21 protein-coding genes and 1 pseudogene are annotated in these 16,395 nt (G+C 58.2%); 5 read left to right on the forward strand and 17 right to left on the reverse strand.

Annotated features, from left to right (window positions below; translation table 11 throughout):
- Positions 1–222 precede the first annotated feature (222 nt).
- Genes FEV16_RS17035 through FEV16_RS16510 form a run of 6 tightly spaced genes read right to left on the reverse strand, consistent with a single transcriptional unit; the run spans position 223 to position 3,371 of the window.
- On the reverse strand, positions 223–363 hold the full coding sequence (locus tag FEV16_RS17035) for a hypothetical protein (RefSeq protein WP_171015278.1): 141 nt from the start codon (positions 361–363) through the stop codon (positions 223–225).
- 31 nt (positions 364–394) lie between these two features.
- Positions 395–1,258, reverse strand: a complete 864-nt coding sequence (locus FEV16_RS16490; protein WP_138168696.1) for an SIR2 family protein — start codon at positions 1,256–1,258, stop codon at positions 395–397.
- A gap of 5 nt (positions 1,259–1,263) precedes the next feature.
- Positions 1,264–1,479: a putative nitrogen fixation protein NifT gene (gene nifT / locus FEV16_RS16495; RefSeq protein WP_138168697.1), complete on the reverse strand. Its 216-nt coding sequence runs from the start codon at positions 1,477–1,479 to the stop codon at positions 1,264–1,266.
- Between the two features lie 41 nt (positions 1,480–1,520).
- A complete protein-coding gene (gene nifS / locus FEV16_RS16500) occupies positions 1,521–2,702 on the reverse strand; it encodes a cysteine desulfurase NifS (protein ID WP_138168698.1) in 1,182 nt (393 codons plus the stop codon).
- Between the two features lie 11 nt (positions 2,703–2,713).
- Complete coding sequence (locus tag FEV16_RS16505; RefSeq protein ID WP_138168699.1) at positions 2,714–2,995, reverse strand: NifU family protein; 282 nt, start codon at positions 2,993–2,995, stop codon at positions 2,714–2,716.
- Between the two features lie 55 nt (positions 2,996–3,050).
- Positions 3,051–3,371 (reverse strand): iron-sulfur cluster assembly accessory protein, encoded by a 321-nt coding sequence (locus tag FEV16_RS16510; protein ID WP_138168700.1) that lies wholly within the window; start codon positions 3,369–3,371, stop codon positions 3,051–3,053.
- 236 nt (positions 3,372–3,607) lie between these two features.
- Between FEV16_RS16510 and FEV16_RS16515 the strand changes: the two genes are divergently transcribed.
- Positions 3,608–4,198, forward strand: coding sequence for a hypothetical protein (locus tag FEV16_RS16515; protein ID WP_138168701.1), 591 nt, complete (start codon positions 3,608–3,610; stop codon positions 4,196–4,198).
- Positions 4,199–4,300: 102 nt separating this feature from the next.
- Here FEV16_RS16515 and FEV16_RS16520 read toward each other — a convergent pair whose 3' ends face one another.
- Positions 4,301–4,735, reverse strand: coding sequence for a Rieske 2Fe-2S domain-containing protein (locus FEV16_RS16520; RefSeq protein ID WP_138168702.1), 435 nt, complete (start codon positions 4,733–4,735; stop codon positions 4,301–4,303).
- Positions 4,728–6,344: an NAD(P)/FAD-dependent oxidoreductase gene (locus FEV16_RS16525; protein ID WP_138168703.1), complete on the reverse strand. Its 1,617-nt coding sequence runs from the start codon at positions 6,342–6,344 to the stop codon at positions 4,728–4,730. The genes FEV16_RS16520 and FEV16_RS16525 overlap by 8 nt, the downstream gene beginning before the upstream one ends.
- Positions 6,345–6,477: 133 nt before the next feature.
- Between FEV16_RS16525 and FEV16_RS16530 the strand changes: the two genes are divergently transcribed.
- The 4 genes from FEV16_RS16530 to FEV16_RS16545 all read left to right on the forward strand — a co-directional run bounded on the left by FEV16_RS16530 (position 6,478) and on the right by FEV16_RS16545 (position 8,457).
- Positions 6,478–6,933 (forward strand): hypothetical protein, encoded by a 456-nt coding sequence (locus FEV16_RS16530; protein ID WP_138168704.1) that lies wholly within the window; start codon positions 6,478–6,480, stop codon positions 6,931–6,933.
- Between the two features lie 72 nt (positions 6,934–7,005).
- The gene (locus FEV16_RS16535) at positions 7,006–7,863 is read left to right on the forward strand and encodes a rhodanese-like domain-containing protein (protein WP_138168705.1); all 858 of its coding nucleotides are present in this window, start codon (positions 7,006–7,008) and stop codon (positions 7,861–7,863) included.
- A gap of 13 nt (positions 7,864–7,876) precedes the next feature.
- Complete coding sequence (locus tag FEV16_RS16540) at positions 7,877–8,137, forward strand: hypothetical protein (RefSeq protein ID WP_138168706.1); 261 nt, start codon at positions 7,877–7,879, stop codon at positions 8,135–8,137.
- Positions 8,138–8,142: 5 nt separating this feature from the next.
- A complete protein-coding gene (locus FEV16_RS16545; RefSeq protein WP_138168707.1) occupies positions 8,143–8,457 on the forward strand; it encodes a hypothetical protein in 315 nt (104 codons plus the stop codon).
- A 58-nt stretch (positions 8,458–8,515) separates the two neighbouring features.
- On the opposite strand, the gene fdxB is transcribed toward FEV16_RS16545, so the two are convergent.
- The 9 genes and pseudogenes from fdxB to nifH form a co-directional block, all read right to left on the reverse strand.
- Positions 8,516–8,815 (reverse strand): ferredoxin III, nif-specific, encoded by a 300-nt coding sequence (gene fdxB / locus FEV16_RS16550; RefSeq protein WP_138168708.1) that lies wholly within the window; start codon positions 8,813–8,815, stop codon positions 8,516–8,518.
- A gap of 19 nt (positions 8,816–8,834) precedes the next feature.
- Positions 8,835–9,035 carry a CCE_0567 family metalloprotein gene (locus FEV16_RS16555; RefSeq protein ID WP_138168709.1) on the reverse strand — a complete coding sequence of 67 codons (201 nt, stop codon included), beginning with the start codon at positions 9,033–9,035 and terminating at the stop codon, positions 8,835–8,837.
- A 9-nt stretch (positions 9,036–9,044) separates the two neighbouring features.
- Entirely contained in the window at positions 9,045–9,515 is a 471-nt protein-coding gene (locus tag FEV16_RS16560; protein ID WP_138168710.1) for a NifX-associated nitrogen fixation protein, read from the reverse strand.
- A gap of 9 nt (positions 9,516–9,524) precedes the next feature.
- Positions 9,525–9,920 (reverse strand): nitrogen fixation protein NifX, encoded by a 396-nt coding sequence (nifX, locus tag FEV16_RS16565; RefSeq protein ID WP_138168711.1) that lies wholly within the window; start codon positions 9,918–9,920, stop codon positions 9,525–9,527.
- 15 nt (positions 9,921–9,935) lie between these two features.
- Positions 9,936–11,309, reverse strand: a complete 1,374-nt coding sequence (nifN, locus tag FEV16_RS16570; RefSeq protein WP_138168712.1) for a nitrogenase iron-molybdenum cofactor biosynthesis protein NifN — start codon at positions 11,307–11,309, stop codon at positions 9,936–9,938.
- A gap of 2 nt (positions 11,310–11,311) precedes the next feature.
- On the reverse strand, positions 11,312–12,982 hold the full coding sequence (gene nifE / locus FEV16_RS16575; RefSeq protein ID WP_138168713.1) for a nitrogenase iron-molybdenum cofactor biosynthesis protein NifE: 1,671 nt from the start codon (positions 12,980–12,982) through the stop codon (positions 11,312–11,314).
- Positions 12,983–13,071: 89 nt separating this feature from the next.
- The gene (nifK, locus tag FEV16_RS16580; RefSeq protein WP_138168714.1) at positions 13,072–14,631 is read right to left on the reverse strand and encodes a nitrogenase molybdenum-iron protein subunit beta; all 1,560 of its coding nucleotides are present in this window, start codon (positions 14,629–14,631) and stop codon (positions 13,072–13,074) included.
- A 73-nt stretch (positions 14,632–14,704) separates the two neighbouring features.
- On the reverse strand, positions 14,705–16,207 hold the full coding sequence (nifD, locus tag FEV16_RS16585; RefSeq protein ID WP_138168715.1) for a nitrogenase molybdenum-iron protein alpha chain: 1,503 nt from the start codon (positions 16,205–16,207) through the stop codon (positions 14,705–14,707).
- Between the two features lie 65 nt (positions 16,208–16,272).
- Positions 16,273–16,395: pseudogene (gene nifH, locus FEV16_RS17380) on the reverse strand (nitrogenase reductase); the annotation flags it as partial.

Genomic DNA, 16,395 nt, shown 5'->3' on the forward strand with positions numbered 1-16,395 from the left:
TGCGTGTCCATGGCTGAATCCTTCCGCTTCGCCCTCGTCCGTCCCCGGGGCGAATACAAATCGCCAACAAGCCGACAGAGTTTAAAAGGCTTCCTAAAAATACACTTGGCAACTTGCATGCCACGAATCGGACAACCGGTAATCAAATTAAGTTTTTGAAATTCAATGTCTTTATGGCGTGAGGGGCTTCGCGTCCTTCAAATCTTTGGACATATTGCGCTTTCATATGCGCCCGAAGGCGCGCGCCATGTCGTAAACCTCGACAAGGATTTGAGCGCTTGTGCTTGATGTTAACGCTGGAGGCCCGGTGATGATGTGGTCGACAAAAGAAGCGATGGCGCAGGAAACGAATTCCTGCGCCATGCGGCGATCGACTTGTGAGGACTATCTGCGCTTAGCCGATAAGAATTTCGCTCGCGCGCCCAAGAGGGATTGCGAGCGGGATGATCCCTTGTATCGTCAGGAACTTTAATTCATTTTTTGTCAGACGATCGGGCGCGACGATCGCGTGATGCGTTGTCGCTGATCGCTTGGTGATCTGACGCGCGTAGGTTCGCAGCATCTGGTCGTGAAAACGACAGCCGATAAAGAAGAAGCTCCGCTGAGTCCGCCGGTTTTTGACAATTTCCGGGATTGGCGTCTGGATGTCGATTTCGGTAAGCACCTCGACATAGTCCGCGTCCGAAATCAGATAATTTTTTGCCGGGGCGACCGCGCCATGCGGCTTGTATAACAAAGTCGCCCATGCCTCTGCTTCGGTCTTCGCGACCTCGGCGCCGCCAACGTCATAAAAGCGATACCATCGGTCTTCGCCGATGCCGGCGCGCGTAATGCCTTGCACTTCGCCCCAGTCATCTCGACTAGAGAGCGCATCGCGCATTGCGGAATCATACCAGCTGTCGACGATCATCGGCAATTTGAGCGCCGCAAGATGCCGGTGCAGAGGCGTCGGCTCGACTTTGGGCGCGAACGCCTCGTTCATCAAGGCCGTAACCGTGGAGCGGTGCTTCATGCTCTCGATATGCTGCGCGCTTGCCCAGGCGTTGCCTTTTGCGCGTTTCGGCAGCGCGACCTTCGTCGCGAAGAAGCCGGCGAGAGCTTCTGGCGTCGTCGGCGCGCTGGTCGCCGCGAGGTCCGCCAATTCGGGGCCTAGATAGGGCACAATCGCGCCAGTCCTGAGCTCCAAAGCGAGGCCAGAAAGAATGTCCTCGGCCTGAGCGCCCTCTATAATGGTGTGGCCTACGAAAGGAGCGTTCACAAGCGTTACTCCTCTTCTCCCCGCTTACGGGCGTTGATCGTGATCGGCAGCGTCGTCTCCGCAGCCATTTCTGGAAGATCGAGCACCCAACCATTGGCGATGCGTATCCACCCGCCCCACAGCCCTTCATGCTCACTCTCGACGATCGGCTCCTCGAGGTCCTTTTTCGGGACGTAGATCGAGAGTCCGGCTTCGGGAGACCGGCGGATCATAATCTTCATGTTGTTCGGCTCCTTAATCGGGAATCTTCGGACTCACTGCCTTACGTGAGCGCTGGTTGTGTTTCGGTCGCCGCGCGCGCCATCTCGCGAAGCTTGGCGACGACGCCGGGCAAAACTTCCATAACGCGATCGACGTCCGCCTCGGTGTTGTCGCGCGAGAAAGAGAAGCGGACCGCGCCTTGCAACGCCCGCGCGGGAATGTTCATTGCGCGCAACACGTGCGATGGCTCGTTAGAGCCTGCCGTGCAGGCGGAGCCCGTTGAGGCGGCGACGCCCGCGCGATTGAGATTGGTCAGCACCGCCTCTCCTTCTATGTCGAAGAAGGCGACGTTCGAGGTGTTGGGAAGACGATTTTCGAGGTCGCCCGAGACGCGGCAATGCCCGATCTCGCTCAATATCCGAGTTTCCAGGCGATCTCTCAATGCTCGAATCTGCATAGCCTCTTCGTCGAGACGCGCGCGAATAATTTCGGCGGCCATCCCCAGCCCAACGATGCCCGGCGTGTTCTCCGTGCCGCCACGCCGCGTACGTTCTTGATGACCGCCGCGGATCAATGGGCTGAACTTCGTTCCCTTGCGTACGTAAAGGGCGCCAACGCCCTTTGGCCCATGAAGTTTATGCGCGGAAAGCGACAGGAGGTCGATCTTCGTCGACTTCAGATCTATGGGCGTCTTGCCAACGGCTTGTACGGCGTCGGTGTGAAACAGAGCGCCGGCTTCATGGGCGAGATCGGCCAAGCGCTCGACGGGAAATAGAGTTCCCGTCTCATTGTTCGCCCACATGATCGACACGATCGCTGTCCTGGGTCCGAGCGCCGCGCGAAAAGCGTCCATGTCGAGACGCCCAGACTCATCGACCCCAATTACATGGGCCGTGACTCCACGCTTCTCGCGTAAATAATCGATCAAGGACAGGATCGCCGGGTGCTCGACAGCGGATGTTACGATCTCGTCTCGTCCCTCCACGGCGACAAGCCCCGCGAGGATCGCCGCATTATCTGACTCGGTGCCGCCAGAAGTGAAGACGATCTCATGATCATGCGCAGCGCCGATAAGAGCCTGAACGCTACGACGCGCGTCCCTGACCGCAGTCGACACTTCAGCGCCGAAGAGATGGGTCGACGAGGCGTTGCCGAACTCATCCGCAAAATAAGGCAACATCTTCTCGACGACCCGCGGATCGGCGCGCGTCGTCGCGTTGTTATCCAAATAGACGCGGGTCACTTGCGCCCCGCTCAATTGCGGGCGGGGGCGCCGGCGACCGGGACGATCCGCACGAATTCGCCGAGCCTCTCGACGACCCGAGCCTGAATTCCCTCGAGCGTCGCGCTGCTCAGCTTGCAGAACACGCAGGCGCCGGTCAGGCGCACCATGACCTTGTTGCCGCATACCTCAATTAATTCGCAATCGCCCCCGTCGCGGCGCAAATTCGGCCGAATCTCGTCGATCACCGACCGAATGAGCTCTTCCTTATCGGCCATCTGCTTCTCCGGCGCCGCTTCCGCATTCTGCAACATATGCCCATCCTCGTTTCCTAGCGGAAGCGCCCCAGGCGCCTCCGCACCCCCAGGCTCATCCAAATGACTTGCCGCAAGAGCAGCTCGATTGTGCGTTTGGATTGTCAAAGGTGAAACCCGAGCCTTGCACGGCGACGACATAATCGATCGTCGTCCCGGCAAGCAGCTCATGGCTGCTATTGTCGATATAGAGCTTGACGCCCTCACGCTCGATGACCGTGTCGTCGGGCTCACCTTCGCGCACAAGGCCCATTCTATATTGGTATCCCGCGCAGCCGCCGGCTTCGACTTTGATCCGCAATCCGTCGACCGGATCGGGGGAGCCGGAAATTGCGGTCTGGACTGCGTTCAGGGCGCTGTTTGTCAAATTGATCATGACGCGCTTCCAACTAAGATGCGTTCATCCGAACCGATCGAAGCAAAACATATGCCGTCCTGAGAGGGGGCATTTGAACCTTGGATTTTGGCATTCGACAGCAAAAATGTTCGATTCCTTACATGCGTCGTAAGTCCGCCCAGGCAGAGTCCACGGCCAGGTTTTTGCATGCCGGCGGCTCGATACGCCTACGCTCGCGGCCAGGGCGTGCACGAAATCTATTTGGAGAATCGTCGATGACACAGATTGAGAAGACTGCCCTCGCTCGCCTGGAGCGTGAAGGCCGCCTGCTCAACGCAGTTCTGAAAGGCCCCACAAGCAAGCCGGGTCGGTTCGGTTTCCGAGGGGACATCGCGCTCAAATTCCAGTCGCAAGTCGCGGACGAAAAGCGACCGCCGGACTTCTGCATCGAGCAGGTTTTGACCTTCGTGCGGGAGAACGAACCTACGATTCCGATCCTTGCAGGCTATCTTCATAATTTCGCGTATCTGGAAACCGCCGTCGAAGTACTCGGCGACCTGCTTTCGCCTGATGGCGTCTACTTCATGTTTTGCAATAACATCGACCTGCTGTCGAAATTTCGCGTGAAGATCGGCGAGATCACATTCAACGTCCTGCCCTGTGACGAGTCGACGGTTTGGAAGGAGATGATGGATCTCTGTAGCGTCGACAAAAATGACATCAAGAAACTCGATACGGCGGGTAAGACGGATTACCTGCTCGACGCAGCGATGAAATTCAACGACGCTTTCGAGATCATCGCTTATCAACAGGGCGTGGAGCGGATGGAGCCGGTGAAGAACCGCAATGAAAATCGCCCGGTCTGAGGCGCTCTGCAAGATAAGCCGGCATTTAGCTTAAGGCGTTGCCGGCTTATCCTATTCGGTCACCTCTTCTGCGTTTAGACGCAATCGCCTAAACGCAACTCTCTACGAATCGGGAGTCTCCTCCTCGCTTTCAGTCTCCTCGGCGAGAGTGACTCCCAATATGCAAATGTCGTCGTCAATCACCTTGAGAGCGACGGGCGTTAGGCCGTTCCCAAGACAGGGTCCGTCGACGCAAGCGCCGGTGCCAATCTCAAAAGTCGCGCCGTGCTTGCCGCACATCAACCTCAAGCCATTTGAGTCGAGGAACTGATTGCGCTCCCAATCGAGATTGACGCCGTCGTGTGGGCATATGTTGAGATAGCCAAACACCTGCTTTCCCCAGCGGACAATGATGATCGGGAGGGGCTTCTCCTCACCGTTTTCGTCCACGATGACCAGATGAAATCCACGCGCCCGCCGACTGGGAATGTCGTTAAGACCGCAGACGACATAGGCGATAAGCTCGGATTCTTCTTGCGACTCCGCCACCTCAGTCATTTGCGTTTTCTCCTACGCATTCTGCGTTCTTCCTTTCGAGAAGTCTTCCGTTCGCCGAGAGCAAGAACTCCCGCCAGGCGCCGGCGATGTCCTGCATGATAACAGATTTATATTCCCGAGAGAGACGATGCTCGTCAGGAAAATTCGACAAGGCGCATGACGTCTGGTTGAAGGCGACGACATCATCCATGATGGTTTGGATCAAGTCCCCGAAGGGCTGTTGAATTTGCGGCATAAGGGCAATGCGGCCACGCTCGACCTTTGTCGCCGCCAAATCAAAGGGAAGCGAGTCGAGAAACGTGAGCGCTTGCTGAAAGATGTCTTCGATTGCGCTGAGGATTGCGTGTTGCGTCAGACTGTCGCGCTGCTGCGACGCGAGCCCCCTCGTCAAACGGCGACGGTAATCTTCGAAGATGCCGTCAGACTGGACGTCGACCCAGCGGCCGAAGCGTATCAGGCATGTTTCATTGAGATCCTTGGAAGCGTCATCCTCTTCGGTCCGCGACGCCAAACCCTGCTTGTCCGCGAGCGCTGTAAGCGTGCGGCCGACGCGACGCGCGGCGTCCAATGCGCCTTCAATGTAGCCAGCGTTGCGCACAGCAGTTTCCGAGCCGCCGAAATACAGCTTCTTGTCCCACAGCGCGCGGCGCAGTAGGGGGTTGGCGACGTCTCCGGTTTGATCCGACGTCTCACCCATTCGGTCAGCGGCGCTGCAGGTGAAGGGCTCCTGCGCCCAATCCTTGTAATGCGTCGCCTGACAGTCGACGTCGCCGCCAAATACTGAGCCAAGCTGGCTGGCGATCAGAAGCGGCAGACCGACGCTGAAATTCTCGCGCAGCTGCGGATCAAGCGCCATAAATCCTCCAAGCGCGAAGAGCTGCGTCGAGGGATCGCTGGCGTCAAAGATTTCGCCCAAGATCGCTTGCTCATGCGTGACATAGGCTGAACCAGAAAGCCCGTTCTCTCGCCAAAACGGCGCGGAGACCTCCACTGCGACCTTCGCTTGCGCCGCCATCCAGGTTTCAGCGCCAAGAAGAGCGCGGTCAGTCGCCTCGTCGAGGCTGGGCGAGAACTCTATCGTTTCCCGCAAGAGCCGTGGCGGAAGCGACAGGATAACGTGACTTGCGGTCATGACCGACGACTTCCCGTCGACCAGAAACGTCAGCTCGACATGATCGCCTCGATCGCAAAGGCGGGTCACGCGGTGATTCAGTCTGATCGCATCCGCTGGGAGCGTCTTTGCGATCGCATTAACAAGCGCCGCCATGCCGCCATGCAGTCGGCGCGCGCCGTCGTAAAGTCGCTGGTCGTCGATGCGTTCTGCTTTTTTGTCCGCCTCACGCAAATGCAGCACGCCGCCGGCATCATGTTGGGCGTAGCTGCTCAGTCCCAATTCCTCTATGAGCGCGGCGACGAGCGGTTGGGTTTCTGGCCAGTACCAGCCGGCGCCGAGATCGAGCCCGCCGCCGCTGCGTCCAGGCGTAGTGAATATTCGACCGCCAATGCGGTCGCGCGCCTCGAATACTGCGAAGCTCAGCCCACGCTTCTGAATTCTCTTTGCGAGCGCGAGCCCGCTCACTCCCGCGCCGATGATCGCTACGTCAAGCATGATGATGCGCCGTTCCTCGTCGAACAGCCAAAAAGCAAATTGCGTGCAAACTCTGCTCCTGGGCCTCCGGCGCATGGCTTTGGTGGCATGAATCTTGATGCCATTCCCGAGGATCACTCTCACGGAGCCAACGATGAATCTTGCATCCGAATTCGCAAATCGCTCGCTGGAAGAAATCAAGGAGCTACTCAATGGCGGCACGCTTTCTGTCTATTCGGTGGCGCGCCCCTTGACCGCAGACCTCGCCGTGGACCGTAGCGGCCTCCTTGTGACTTTCACCTTCGCAACTCCAGCCTTCGGTCCTGCGGACGGCGAAAACGAGTCTCCGAACTTTGTCGCAAATCCCGTCTCGTCCGGTAGCGTCGGCACGCCCGGCTTCGTTCGCGCATGCGCCGCGGACGGAAAGACCGTCGCCGATTTTTCCGCAGGCCCTGGGGATCGGGAAATCAAATTCGCTGAGGTGTCCTGCTCGAACGGCGCGCCGGTACGCCTCGTGAAGTTCTGCTTCAAGCAAGGCGATTGGCCCGAGCGCCCGGACTATTATGGCACGCACCCGCGTCCGGGCTATCCACTACCTGTTGGCCCTTGAGCTCATCGAGAAGCACGTCGCAAGGCGTGCTAGCACGACATCAACGCCCCTTTTAAGACGAGGTTGACAGCTATGGCTGAACAGGTCCCCGGCGCGCTTGTGAGCACCGAATGGCTCGCCAATCATCTGAGCGAAGCGGACATTCGCATCCTCGATTGCACCTGGCACCATCCAAGCACCAACCTCGATGGACGCAACCAATATCGAGGTCGGCATCTGCCTGGATCCGTCCATTTCGATATCGATCACATCGCCGATCCAGACTCAGATCTGCCGCATATGCTGCCGAGCGCCGCGGATTTTGCGAAAAAAGTGGGCTTACTCGGCGTAGGCGATGGCGATCGCGTCATCGTCTACGATCGACTCTTTGGCGGCTCGGCCGCAGCGAGAGTTTGGTGGATGTTCCGTGTGTTCGGCTATGACAATGTCGCGATGCTTGACGGCGGTTTTGGCAAATGGGTCGCAGAAAAACATCCGACTGAAATGTCGCCTGTGCGCCCCAGTCCAAGCAGCTTTACCGTCAAATTCCGGCCCGAACTCGTCCGCGATTATACGCAGATGAAAGCCAATCTCGAGGCCGGCGCCGAGCAAATCGTCGATGCGCGTGGACCTGGCAAATTCGACGGTAGCCAGGCTGACGTCTTTTCGTTCAAAAGGCTCGGCCATATGCCCGGCGCAATCAATGTGCCTTGGGCGGACATGGTGCATAGCGATACCGGCGCGCTGCTCAATGCGCCAGCGCTTAAGGCGCGGTTTCAAGCGGCCGGGGTCGACCTCGCAAAGCCGATCGTCGCGACCTGCGCATCGGGAATATCATCGTGCATGACGGCGCTTGCGCTCTATCTCCTGGGACGCGCCGACGTCGCCGTATATGACGGCGCTTGGGCCGAATGGGAGCGCGCCGAGGACACTCCCGCGGTAGCTGCGTGAAGGCGCGCCTACGATGGACAACGTCGACCAAGAATACACCTTGCTCGAAGAGGGCGCAGAATATGCGTTGTCGGCGTCTACGCGTGACAACGGGTTTCAGCTGCGCAACAAATCGGAAGGGTCATGCGCGATTCTTCAAGACGAAGATGCGCGTCGGTTCCTGAACGACTTTCAGGAGCTCAAAGCGCGCAGCCCTGACTGGAGCGCGGACCAAATCCTCGCTCAGCTCTGGGATCAAGGCGGCTATGGCTGGCTTGCCACACAGGAAGGTTAAGATCGATGAAGACCCTCGTGAAAACAACCGAAGACGGTCGCAAACTTGAGGTGATCGGTTTTGCAATTTATCTCGATGGCAAACTCGAAGCTGTCGACCTCACTGAAGTGAACCAACACCCCCTCAAGTGGAAGATATTGAGCGTCATGCCCGACGCCACACATGTTGCCGGCCACGTGGCGCTGACGCGTGAAGAGACAGAGATTGCTGTCAAGGCGCTCAAAGAGGCGCAAGAAAAAATGCTCGCGGACCCGGTCGCAATTGCTGAGCGTTTTCGGATTGCGGCAATGTGGAAGGCGCGTGAGCAGGGCATCGAGTGACGCTCATTGAGCGACGCCTTCGTGAAGCGCGGCGATCCCGCCGCGCTCCATCCTAATTTCAGGCAACCTCCATGGCGACTTCGCCGTGCGTCTGACAATTGGTCGGACACACGCGCGCGCAGGCCCCGCATCCGATACATGCGCCGACGTCATTCATCACCATGATCTTCTTTTCGACTTCGTCGTCATCCTCGTCGTCGAGCGGCACGAGCTCGCCGTCCTCATTGAGGCCCTTGAGCGTCATGACCTCACGACCGCACACTTTGTAACATCGCCCGCATCCGATGCATTTCTTCGCATCGATTGCGAGAAGATACTCAGGACTCCAGTCCCGCCCGTCGCGAGTCGCCTGTGACATGGATTATCGACTTTCCTAGTTAAACGGTCTCCAAAGCTTTCAGAGTCGCGCGTTTCTGTTCGAGTTCCGCGAATGCGTCATGCGCCTTTTGCGCGACGCTCATGATCGAGCCCCAATTGATCGGCAGCTCCTCAGAAAGATCGTGCAGATCCATCTTTGCTTGCATGGCCTTGGCCGATAGCTTCTTGATCTCAGCCTTCAGGTCGTCAATCTCACTCATGCCTCTGCCTCAGTAGTTCGCCACGGCGGGAAATTTCTCGATCATCTCGACGCCCGCTTGTACATATTTGTCGCCTTCTGCGGCGAACTTCTCGAAGCTATCGAAGCCGAAGCGATGAACGTCCCGCAGTTGTTTGTTCACAACGATGAGTCTTCCACCGATGAGAACCATGCGGCCGAAACCCTCATGGCTCATCTTGAGCATCGGCGAGATCATCACGCCGGTCGCGCGCTCAATCATCAAACACACAGCGTTGAAAAACAGCTCAAGCCGCCAGATGGTTTCCGGATCCGGATCGCCGATGATGGGCAACGCGCGGCGCGCTTCCTTATCGACGATGTAGGGAGACAGAAGCTCAAGATCGCTTTTTCCCTCCCAAGCGCCATGCGTATCCTGTGCGCGCCAAACTTTGATGAGCTCTTTAATGAAGGGAAGCTCGGCGACTGAGTTCTCCTCGAGTCCCGCTATAGCCATCGACATGTTCGCTCCTTAGTCCTCGAAATCCAGCACACGCTCTTTGCCTTTCGCCAACGCCTTGCGGAGCCATGGCGGCGGCACGCCGCGCAACACCTCCTCCAGCTTCGCGAGCAGGTCAGCGATATTCTCTGGTTGGTTAACCTTCATCGGATGGATGTTGTTGGCGACGACGCGCGCGGCGCCTGATCCGCCAATCGCCGCGACATAGAGAATGGCGCAGTCTTTGATCGCATCGATCTTCGGCGCGAGTTTGTCCTCATTGCCGTCTTCCTTGAGGTCGCCGTCAAACTCAATCGCCTCGACGAACTCGTGGCCCTCGGGCCCGATCTCATAGATCGCAATGTTTTTCGCCCAGCCGAAATGCGCATCGACGCGCTTGAGATCCTGGGTGGCGAATGCGACTTTCATGACGCCTCCATTCTGTCAGTGCGAGGCCGTATGCAACGACTCGACGCCGCCGCGCCAGCTCTCCGGCGTAGGTTCATGGTTTTCCTCGTGGTCGGCCATCAGCAGATTGCTGATGTCAAAGATGAGATCGCGTCCGCCGCGATAGCCGACGGTCAATTGGTGGCCGCCGCCGAGCCGATCGAACATCGGAATGCCGATCCGAAAGAACGGAATCTTCAACCTCGCCGCGCCTTGCCGACCATGCGAATGGGTGACGAGAAGGTCGCAGCCGCGCTCGCGCGCGAGATTTTCAAGATCCTCAAGATCTCCGATAAGGACATCGTCCGTCGCGATCCGTTCTAGTATGGGAGATTGCGTCGTCGTGACCGCCACGAGAATGTGAGCGCCCATCTCGGTCAGAAGGCCGCCGACGTCATGCAAGAGATCCGGTTCGGCGCCGATCGCGACCTTCCGTCCGCCGATGTGGAAATGGCCATCGAGCATGGCGTCGACGAGCTGTCCGCGCTGCCGACGGTATTTCATAGGCGCCGGCCTTCCGCTGATCTCGCTCAAGAAGGCGATGAACGCGTCATTAGGCTCGAGGCCACAGAGACGTTCAAACAGTCGATAGGGTATGCCCGTCTTGTCCTTCATAGCCTCGGCTGCAAGGCGCATCTGCTCGCCGATGGCGATCGTCCATCCCGCCTGTCCCATGGCGGCGACTTCCTCAACGCCCACGCCGCCAATCGTCGTCGGCGTGAAGTCGTCGGGAATGTGTCCGTCGAGAGAACCTGAAAGGTCCGGGAGGAAAGTGGGCTCAAGCCCGAAATCCTCGATGATCGTTCGCAACTCATCGAGATCTCCCGGCGTCAGGTGGCTTCCCGGCAGCACGTTGACGCGCGTTGCATCCCGCCGAGACGTGTTCTTCGGCGCCTCGACCAAGGCTTCGACGATCTTCGCGACGGTCTTACCCCACCCGTCCTGGAACGCATCCTTGAAATCAGGCGTGGACACGTAAACGATAGGCAGGTTAGCGACATCTGAATGTTTGGCGCGAATCTGCCGAATGTAGCCGTCGACGTCGTCGCCTTTGGTCTCGGTCACGCCGGTCGAGCATATGCCGATGATCTCCGGCTTGGCGCGCTTATAGATGTTGAGGATCGCCTGTTCGACATTCTCATAGCCACCGAGCACCGTCGCAACTTCGCTCATGGCGGTCGTCTGCATCGGTATCGCTTCTTTGAAGTGCCGGGTGAACAGGACGAGTCCAAAGGACGTGCATCCCTGCGAGCCATGCAAAAGCGGCATTGCTCCGCGCAATCCCATGAAGGCAAGCGCGCCGCCGATCGGCTGGCTCATTTTCAGCGGATTAACCGAACACGCTTTCTTGCCGACGGTCACAGTCGCCATGATCACTCCGCCGCGATTGGCGGCGCAACAGGCGCCATCAGTTCGAGTATTTCGTCAATGCGGATCGCGCAGGCTCCGCAGCCGCCGGAAGCGTTCGTGTGTTCGCGGACGCCTTCAACCGTCGTGAGGCCGTTGGCGAGGATCGCATCCTCGATCACGCCGAGCTCGACGCTCTTGCAGTTGCAGATCTTCTTTGCGCGACGAACCTCCTCGGCCTTTACCGGATCGGCGGCGAGAGCCGCCGCCTCGGCTTCGGCCGCGGCAATCGCTTTCGATTGCCAATTCGTCGATGGATCTTCCCACGGCGCCGGTTTGCGTACCTGCGCCCAGACCGGATTATAAAGCGCCTTGTCGATCTCTTCGACGAGCTTCACCATGCCGACATAGCCCATATAGGCGTGGTGGCGTTCCTGATTGATGTCGAGCCATGGCATGGAGGCCTTGAGCGCGATGAATTGGGAGCGGCCGCCAGACAGCATGATGTCGGCGCGCGCGTCCTTCAGCATCTTGTACATCTCGCGCGGCGTCATATCCTCAATCATATGCGCGTCTTGGCCCATGAGCTCTTTGATGCGCTCCTTGTCTTCCTTTGTCGATTTTTTCACCGACGTGCCGACAAGTTCGAGCCCCGCTTCTTGCAGCGCCGCCACCACCGACCATGATTTCACGCCGCCCGTGATCAACAAAACTTTCTTGCCTTCGAAGCGCGGTTTAAATTTCGCTATCGCCGCCCAGGCCCTGGCTTCCTCTCGAGCGATCACCGCTTCCGTGCGATCCATCAGATCGGACGGCGCGCCCCGTTCAATCAGCAGCCTCGCGATCTCCCGCAGTGAGTCGCTCGTGTCCTCGATGCCGTAGAAGGACCCTTCAAAGAACGGAATGCCGTAGCGCTCTTCCATCTTACGCGCGACGTTGATCATCGCCTTGGAGCAGACCATCATCGCCGCCTTGGCGCGATGCGAATAGGCGACCTCGCGATATTTGCCATCGCCCGAGATACAGGAAAGAACACGGATCCCGATTTCGTCGAGGAGCGGCTTCACCTGCCACAGCTCACCCGAGAGATTGTATTCGCCGATGATGTTTAGATCATACGGCGTCGTGTAGTCTGGCTCTTCCGTGCCGATCACGTGCTGGAGCAGCGCTTCGCCTGCAAGCTTATTTCCGAGATTCTTTGGTCCAACAAAGCCAGGCGAGTTGACCGGAATGACGGGCTTGCCGAATTTCTCCCGCGCCGCCTTGCATACGGCGTCAATATCGTCGCCGATCATCGCCGGCACGCAGGTCTGATAGACGAAAACTGCGGGCGGGTCGTATTTCTCGATTATTTCCTTGATTGATTTATAGAGCCGCTTCTCTCCGCCGAACACGACATCTGTCTCATTGATGTCGGTCGTGAAGCCGGTGCGCCAAAGATTGGATCCAGAAGACTTTGCGCCGCGATTGTCCCAGGAATTGCCTTCGCAGGCGATGGGCCCGTGAACGAGATGCGCCACGTCGGTCAGCGGCTGAAGAGCGATCTTCGCTCCGTCAAACGCGCAGCCGCCGGCGGCGCCGCCTGGTTGCAACTGCTTTGTGCAGCCCTTTTTTCGTTCTGCTTCCGACTTGTTGGCGTTTTTGCCACAACCAGGCTCGTTGAAAACGTCCTGGATCGTTGCAGAAAGCGAACTCATTGGCCTTGTCCTCAGTCGCGTTCGGAACGGATCTTTGGGAGCAAGAGTTGGACCGCTCCCGCGCATAGGCGCGGGAGCAGTCCCGATGATCAGCGAATGATATCGAAGCTGTAGTCGCTCTTCGCAGGAACATTGGTGTTGGCGTCGATCGACTCGAAGATACGGTCGAGGATCCAAACCAGCGTGTTCAAGCCGCCCTGATAGCCCCACACCGGGTAACGGTGGTGATGGTGGCGATCAAAGATCGGGAAGCCGATGCGAATCAGCGGCGTGCCCGTGTCGCGCTCGAGATATTTCCCGTAGGTGTTGCCGATGAGGAAGTCGACAGGCTCGGTGAACAGCAGCGAGCGCATGTGCCAGAGATCCTTGCCGGGATAAACATGGCAGTTCTTCCCGAACGGCGAGCTATCGAACAACTTCTGCACCTTTTCGGCCCAAGCCTTGCCGCCGTTCGTCGCAAGCACATGCGTCGGCTCGGCGCCGAGCTCCAGCAGGAAGCCCGCGAGGCCCAGGCAGAGATCGGGATCGCCATAGATCGCGAACTTCTTGCCGTGTATGTGGGCGCTCGAATCGGCGATCGCGTCAACGAGCCTTCCGCGTTCCTTCTCCAATGCAAGCGGAATTGGTTTGCCGGTGATCCGCGAGATTTCGAGCAGGAATTTATCCGTCGCGGTCACGCCGATCGGGTGGTTGAACGCCACCGTCTCCTGGCCATGCTCTTTGATCAAAGGCAGCGTCTTCTCGGTGCAATATTCTTGCATCGAGATCGTCGCCTTTGCATTGAGCGCCTTCTCAGTCTCAGCCAGCGTCGTGCCGCCATCATACATGCGGAACTCGCCGTCCGTCGGCGTGTCGAACACTTCGCTGTTGTCAGCGAGGATCGTCGCCTCGACGCCCATCAGGCCAAAAATACGCTTGATCTCGCGGATGTTGCCAACCGTGTAGCCGTCGAAACCGCCGATGAAGTTGATCGTTTCATTCACCTGGCGCTCGAGTTTCGGGGCGGTGCCCGCCTTGCCGTCCCAGAAGTGCTCAATGATGCCCTTCAACGCATTGTCGTAGCCAGTGACATGGCTGCCGACAAAGGCCGGGGTATGCGCAAACGGGACGTCATATTCGGCAGGCACTGAGCCCTTTTCCTTCGACGTCTTGATAAAGGCGTTGAGATCGTCGCCGATGACTTCCGCCATGCAGGTAGTGGAAACCGCGATCATCTTCGGCTTGTACATATTGTACGTATTCGCGAGACCATCGATCATGTTGTTGAGGCCGCCAAAGACCGCGGCATCCTCAGTCATCGACGAGGAGACGCAAGAGCTCGGCTCCTTGAAGTGGCGCGAGAGGTGGCTGCGGTAATAGGCGACGCAGCCCTGCGATCCATGCACGAAGGGGATTGTTCCTTCGAAACCGACCGCGGCGAAGACCGCGCCCAGCGGCTGGCAAGCTTTGGCCGGATTAACGGTCAAAGCTTCGCGCGCAAAATTCTTCTCCCGATATTCGGGAGTCTTAGCCCATTCACGGACTCGCTCGACCTCGGCCGGATCACGGGGGTTCTCAAACATCTTTTTCTTATTGGCCAGCATCTGCTGGTATTCCGGCCCCCTGAAGAGGTCGAAGTGGTCGAGCACATTATCGGCATTCTGGGGCATGGTGACACCCTTACGTCCCGTGTTGAGGTGAAGGTCCGGCGCCGAACGAAATTTTCGCGCCGAACCCGATCATTTATTCAGCGGCTTGCAGAATCGGCGCCGGCGCAGTCTTCCAAGGCGCCTTGGCCATCTTCCAGACCGGCGCATTGATCGCCATGTCCATGTCGCGCGCGAAAATCGCGAAGCCGTCATAGCCGTGATAGGGGCCTGAATAGTCCCAGCTGTGCATTTGACGGAAGGGCACGCCCATTTTCTGGAAGACGTACTTCTCCTTAATGCCCGAGCCGACGAGATCCGGCTGAATCTTCTCGACGAAGCGCTCGAATTCATATCCGGTCACGTCGTCGTAGATCAGCGTGCCGTCCTTGACGTAATGCTGGGCGGTGCGCTGATAGTCGTCGTTGTGGCCGAACTCGTAGCCGGTGCCGACAACTTCCATGCCGAGGTCTTCGTAAGCGCCGATCACGTGACGCGGACGCAGACCGCCGACGAACAGCATGACCGTCTTGCCTTCAAGCCGCGGACGGTATTTCGCGATGACCGCATCCATGAGCGGCTGATATTTGGCGATGACTCGCTCAGCCCCTTCTTTGATTTTGTCATCGAAGTAGCTGGCGATTTTGCGCAGCGATTCGGCGATCTTGCTCGGCCCGAAGAAGTTATACTCGCACCACGGAATGCCGTACTTCTCTTCCATATGGCGGGAGATGTAGTTCATCGAACGGTAGCAATGGAGCACATTGAGCTTCGCCTTCGGCGTCGCCTCGAGCTCCGCCAACGAGCCGTCGCCCGACCATTGGGCGATCACGCGCAAGCCCATTTCTTCGAGCAGAATGCGCGAAGACCAGGCGTCGCCGCCAATGTTGTAGTCGCCGATGATGGCGACGTCGTAAGGGGTTGGCTCGAAGCGCGGCGCGGCGTTCGGGTCCATTTTGTCGAAGACCCAGTCGCGGATCGCGTCATTGGCGATATGATGGCCGAGCGACTGCGACACGCCGCGGAAGCCCTCGCAGCGCACCGGCACAATCGTCTTGCCATCGTATTCTTTCGACTTCTGCTTGGAGACGGCTTCGATATCGTCGCCAATGAGTCCGATCGGGCATTCCGACTGAACGGTGATGCCGTTGTTCAGCGGAAACAGCTCCTGGATTTCGTCCATGATTTTGGCAAGCTTCTTGTCGCCGCCAAAAACGATGTCCTTTTCTTGGAAGTCCGAGGTGAACTGCATCGTGACGAAGGTGTCGATGCCCGTCGTTCCGATGTAGTAGTTGCGGCGCGCGGCCCAGGAATATTGGCCGCAGCCGACCGGACCGTGGCTGATGTGGATCATGTCCTTGATCGGACCCCACACCACGCCCTTCGAACCCGCGTAGGCGCAACCGCGAATGGTCATGACGCCTGGGATCGACTTGATGTTCGATTTGACGCCGCAGTCCTGCTTGCCTTGCTCATGCACATTGAGGTGCTTGGCGCGGCGCTTCGCAGTCTTTTCCGGATAGACTTTCAATACTTCTTCGATGAGCGCTTTATTGCGGCTCTTGATTTCCGCAACGCTCTGAGCAGGTGACAGGCTCATTGTTCCTCTCCAGATTCCCTTGATGGAGAGAGCGGATCCCCTATCCGCTCTCTCGACGTTGATAATTAAGCGATAGCGGTGAGTTCGGCGGCGGTTTTGCCGATCTGGCTTTCGTCGACCGCCTTCATGATGCCGTGCTCCATGAGCATGTCTTCGAGCTCGTCCATGGTGATCGGCGTCGGGATAAT

This window comes from Methylocystis sp. B8 (assembly GCF_005771425.1).
Taxonomy (GTDB): domain Bacteria; phylum Pseudomonadota; class Alphaproteobacteria; order Rhizobiales; family Beijerinckiaceae; genus Methylocystis.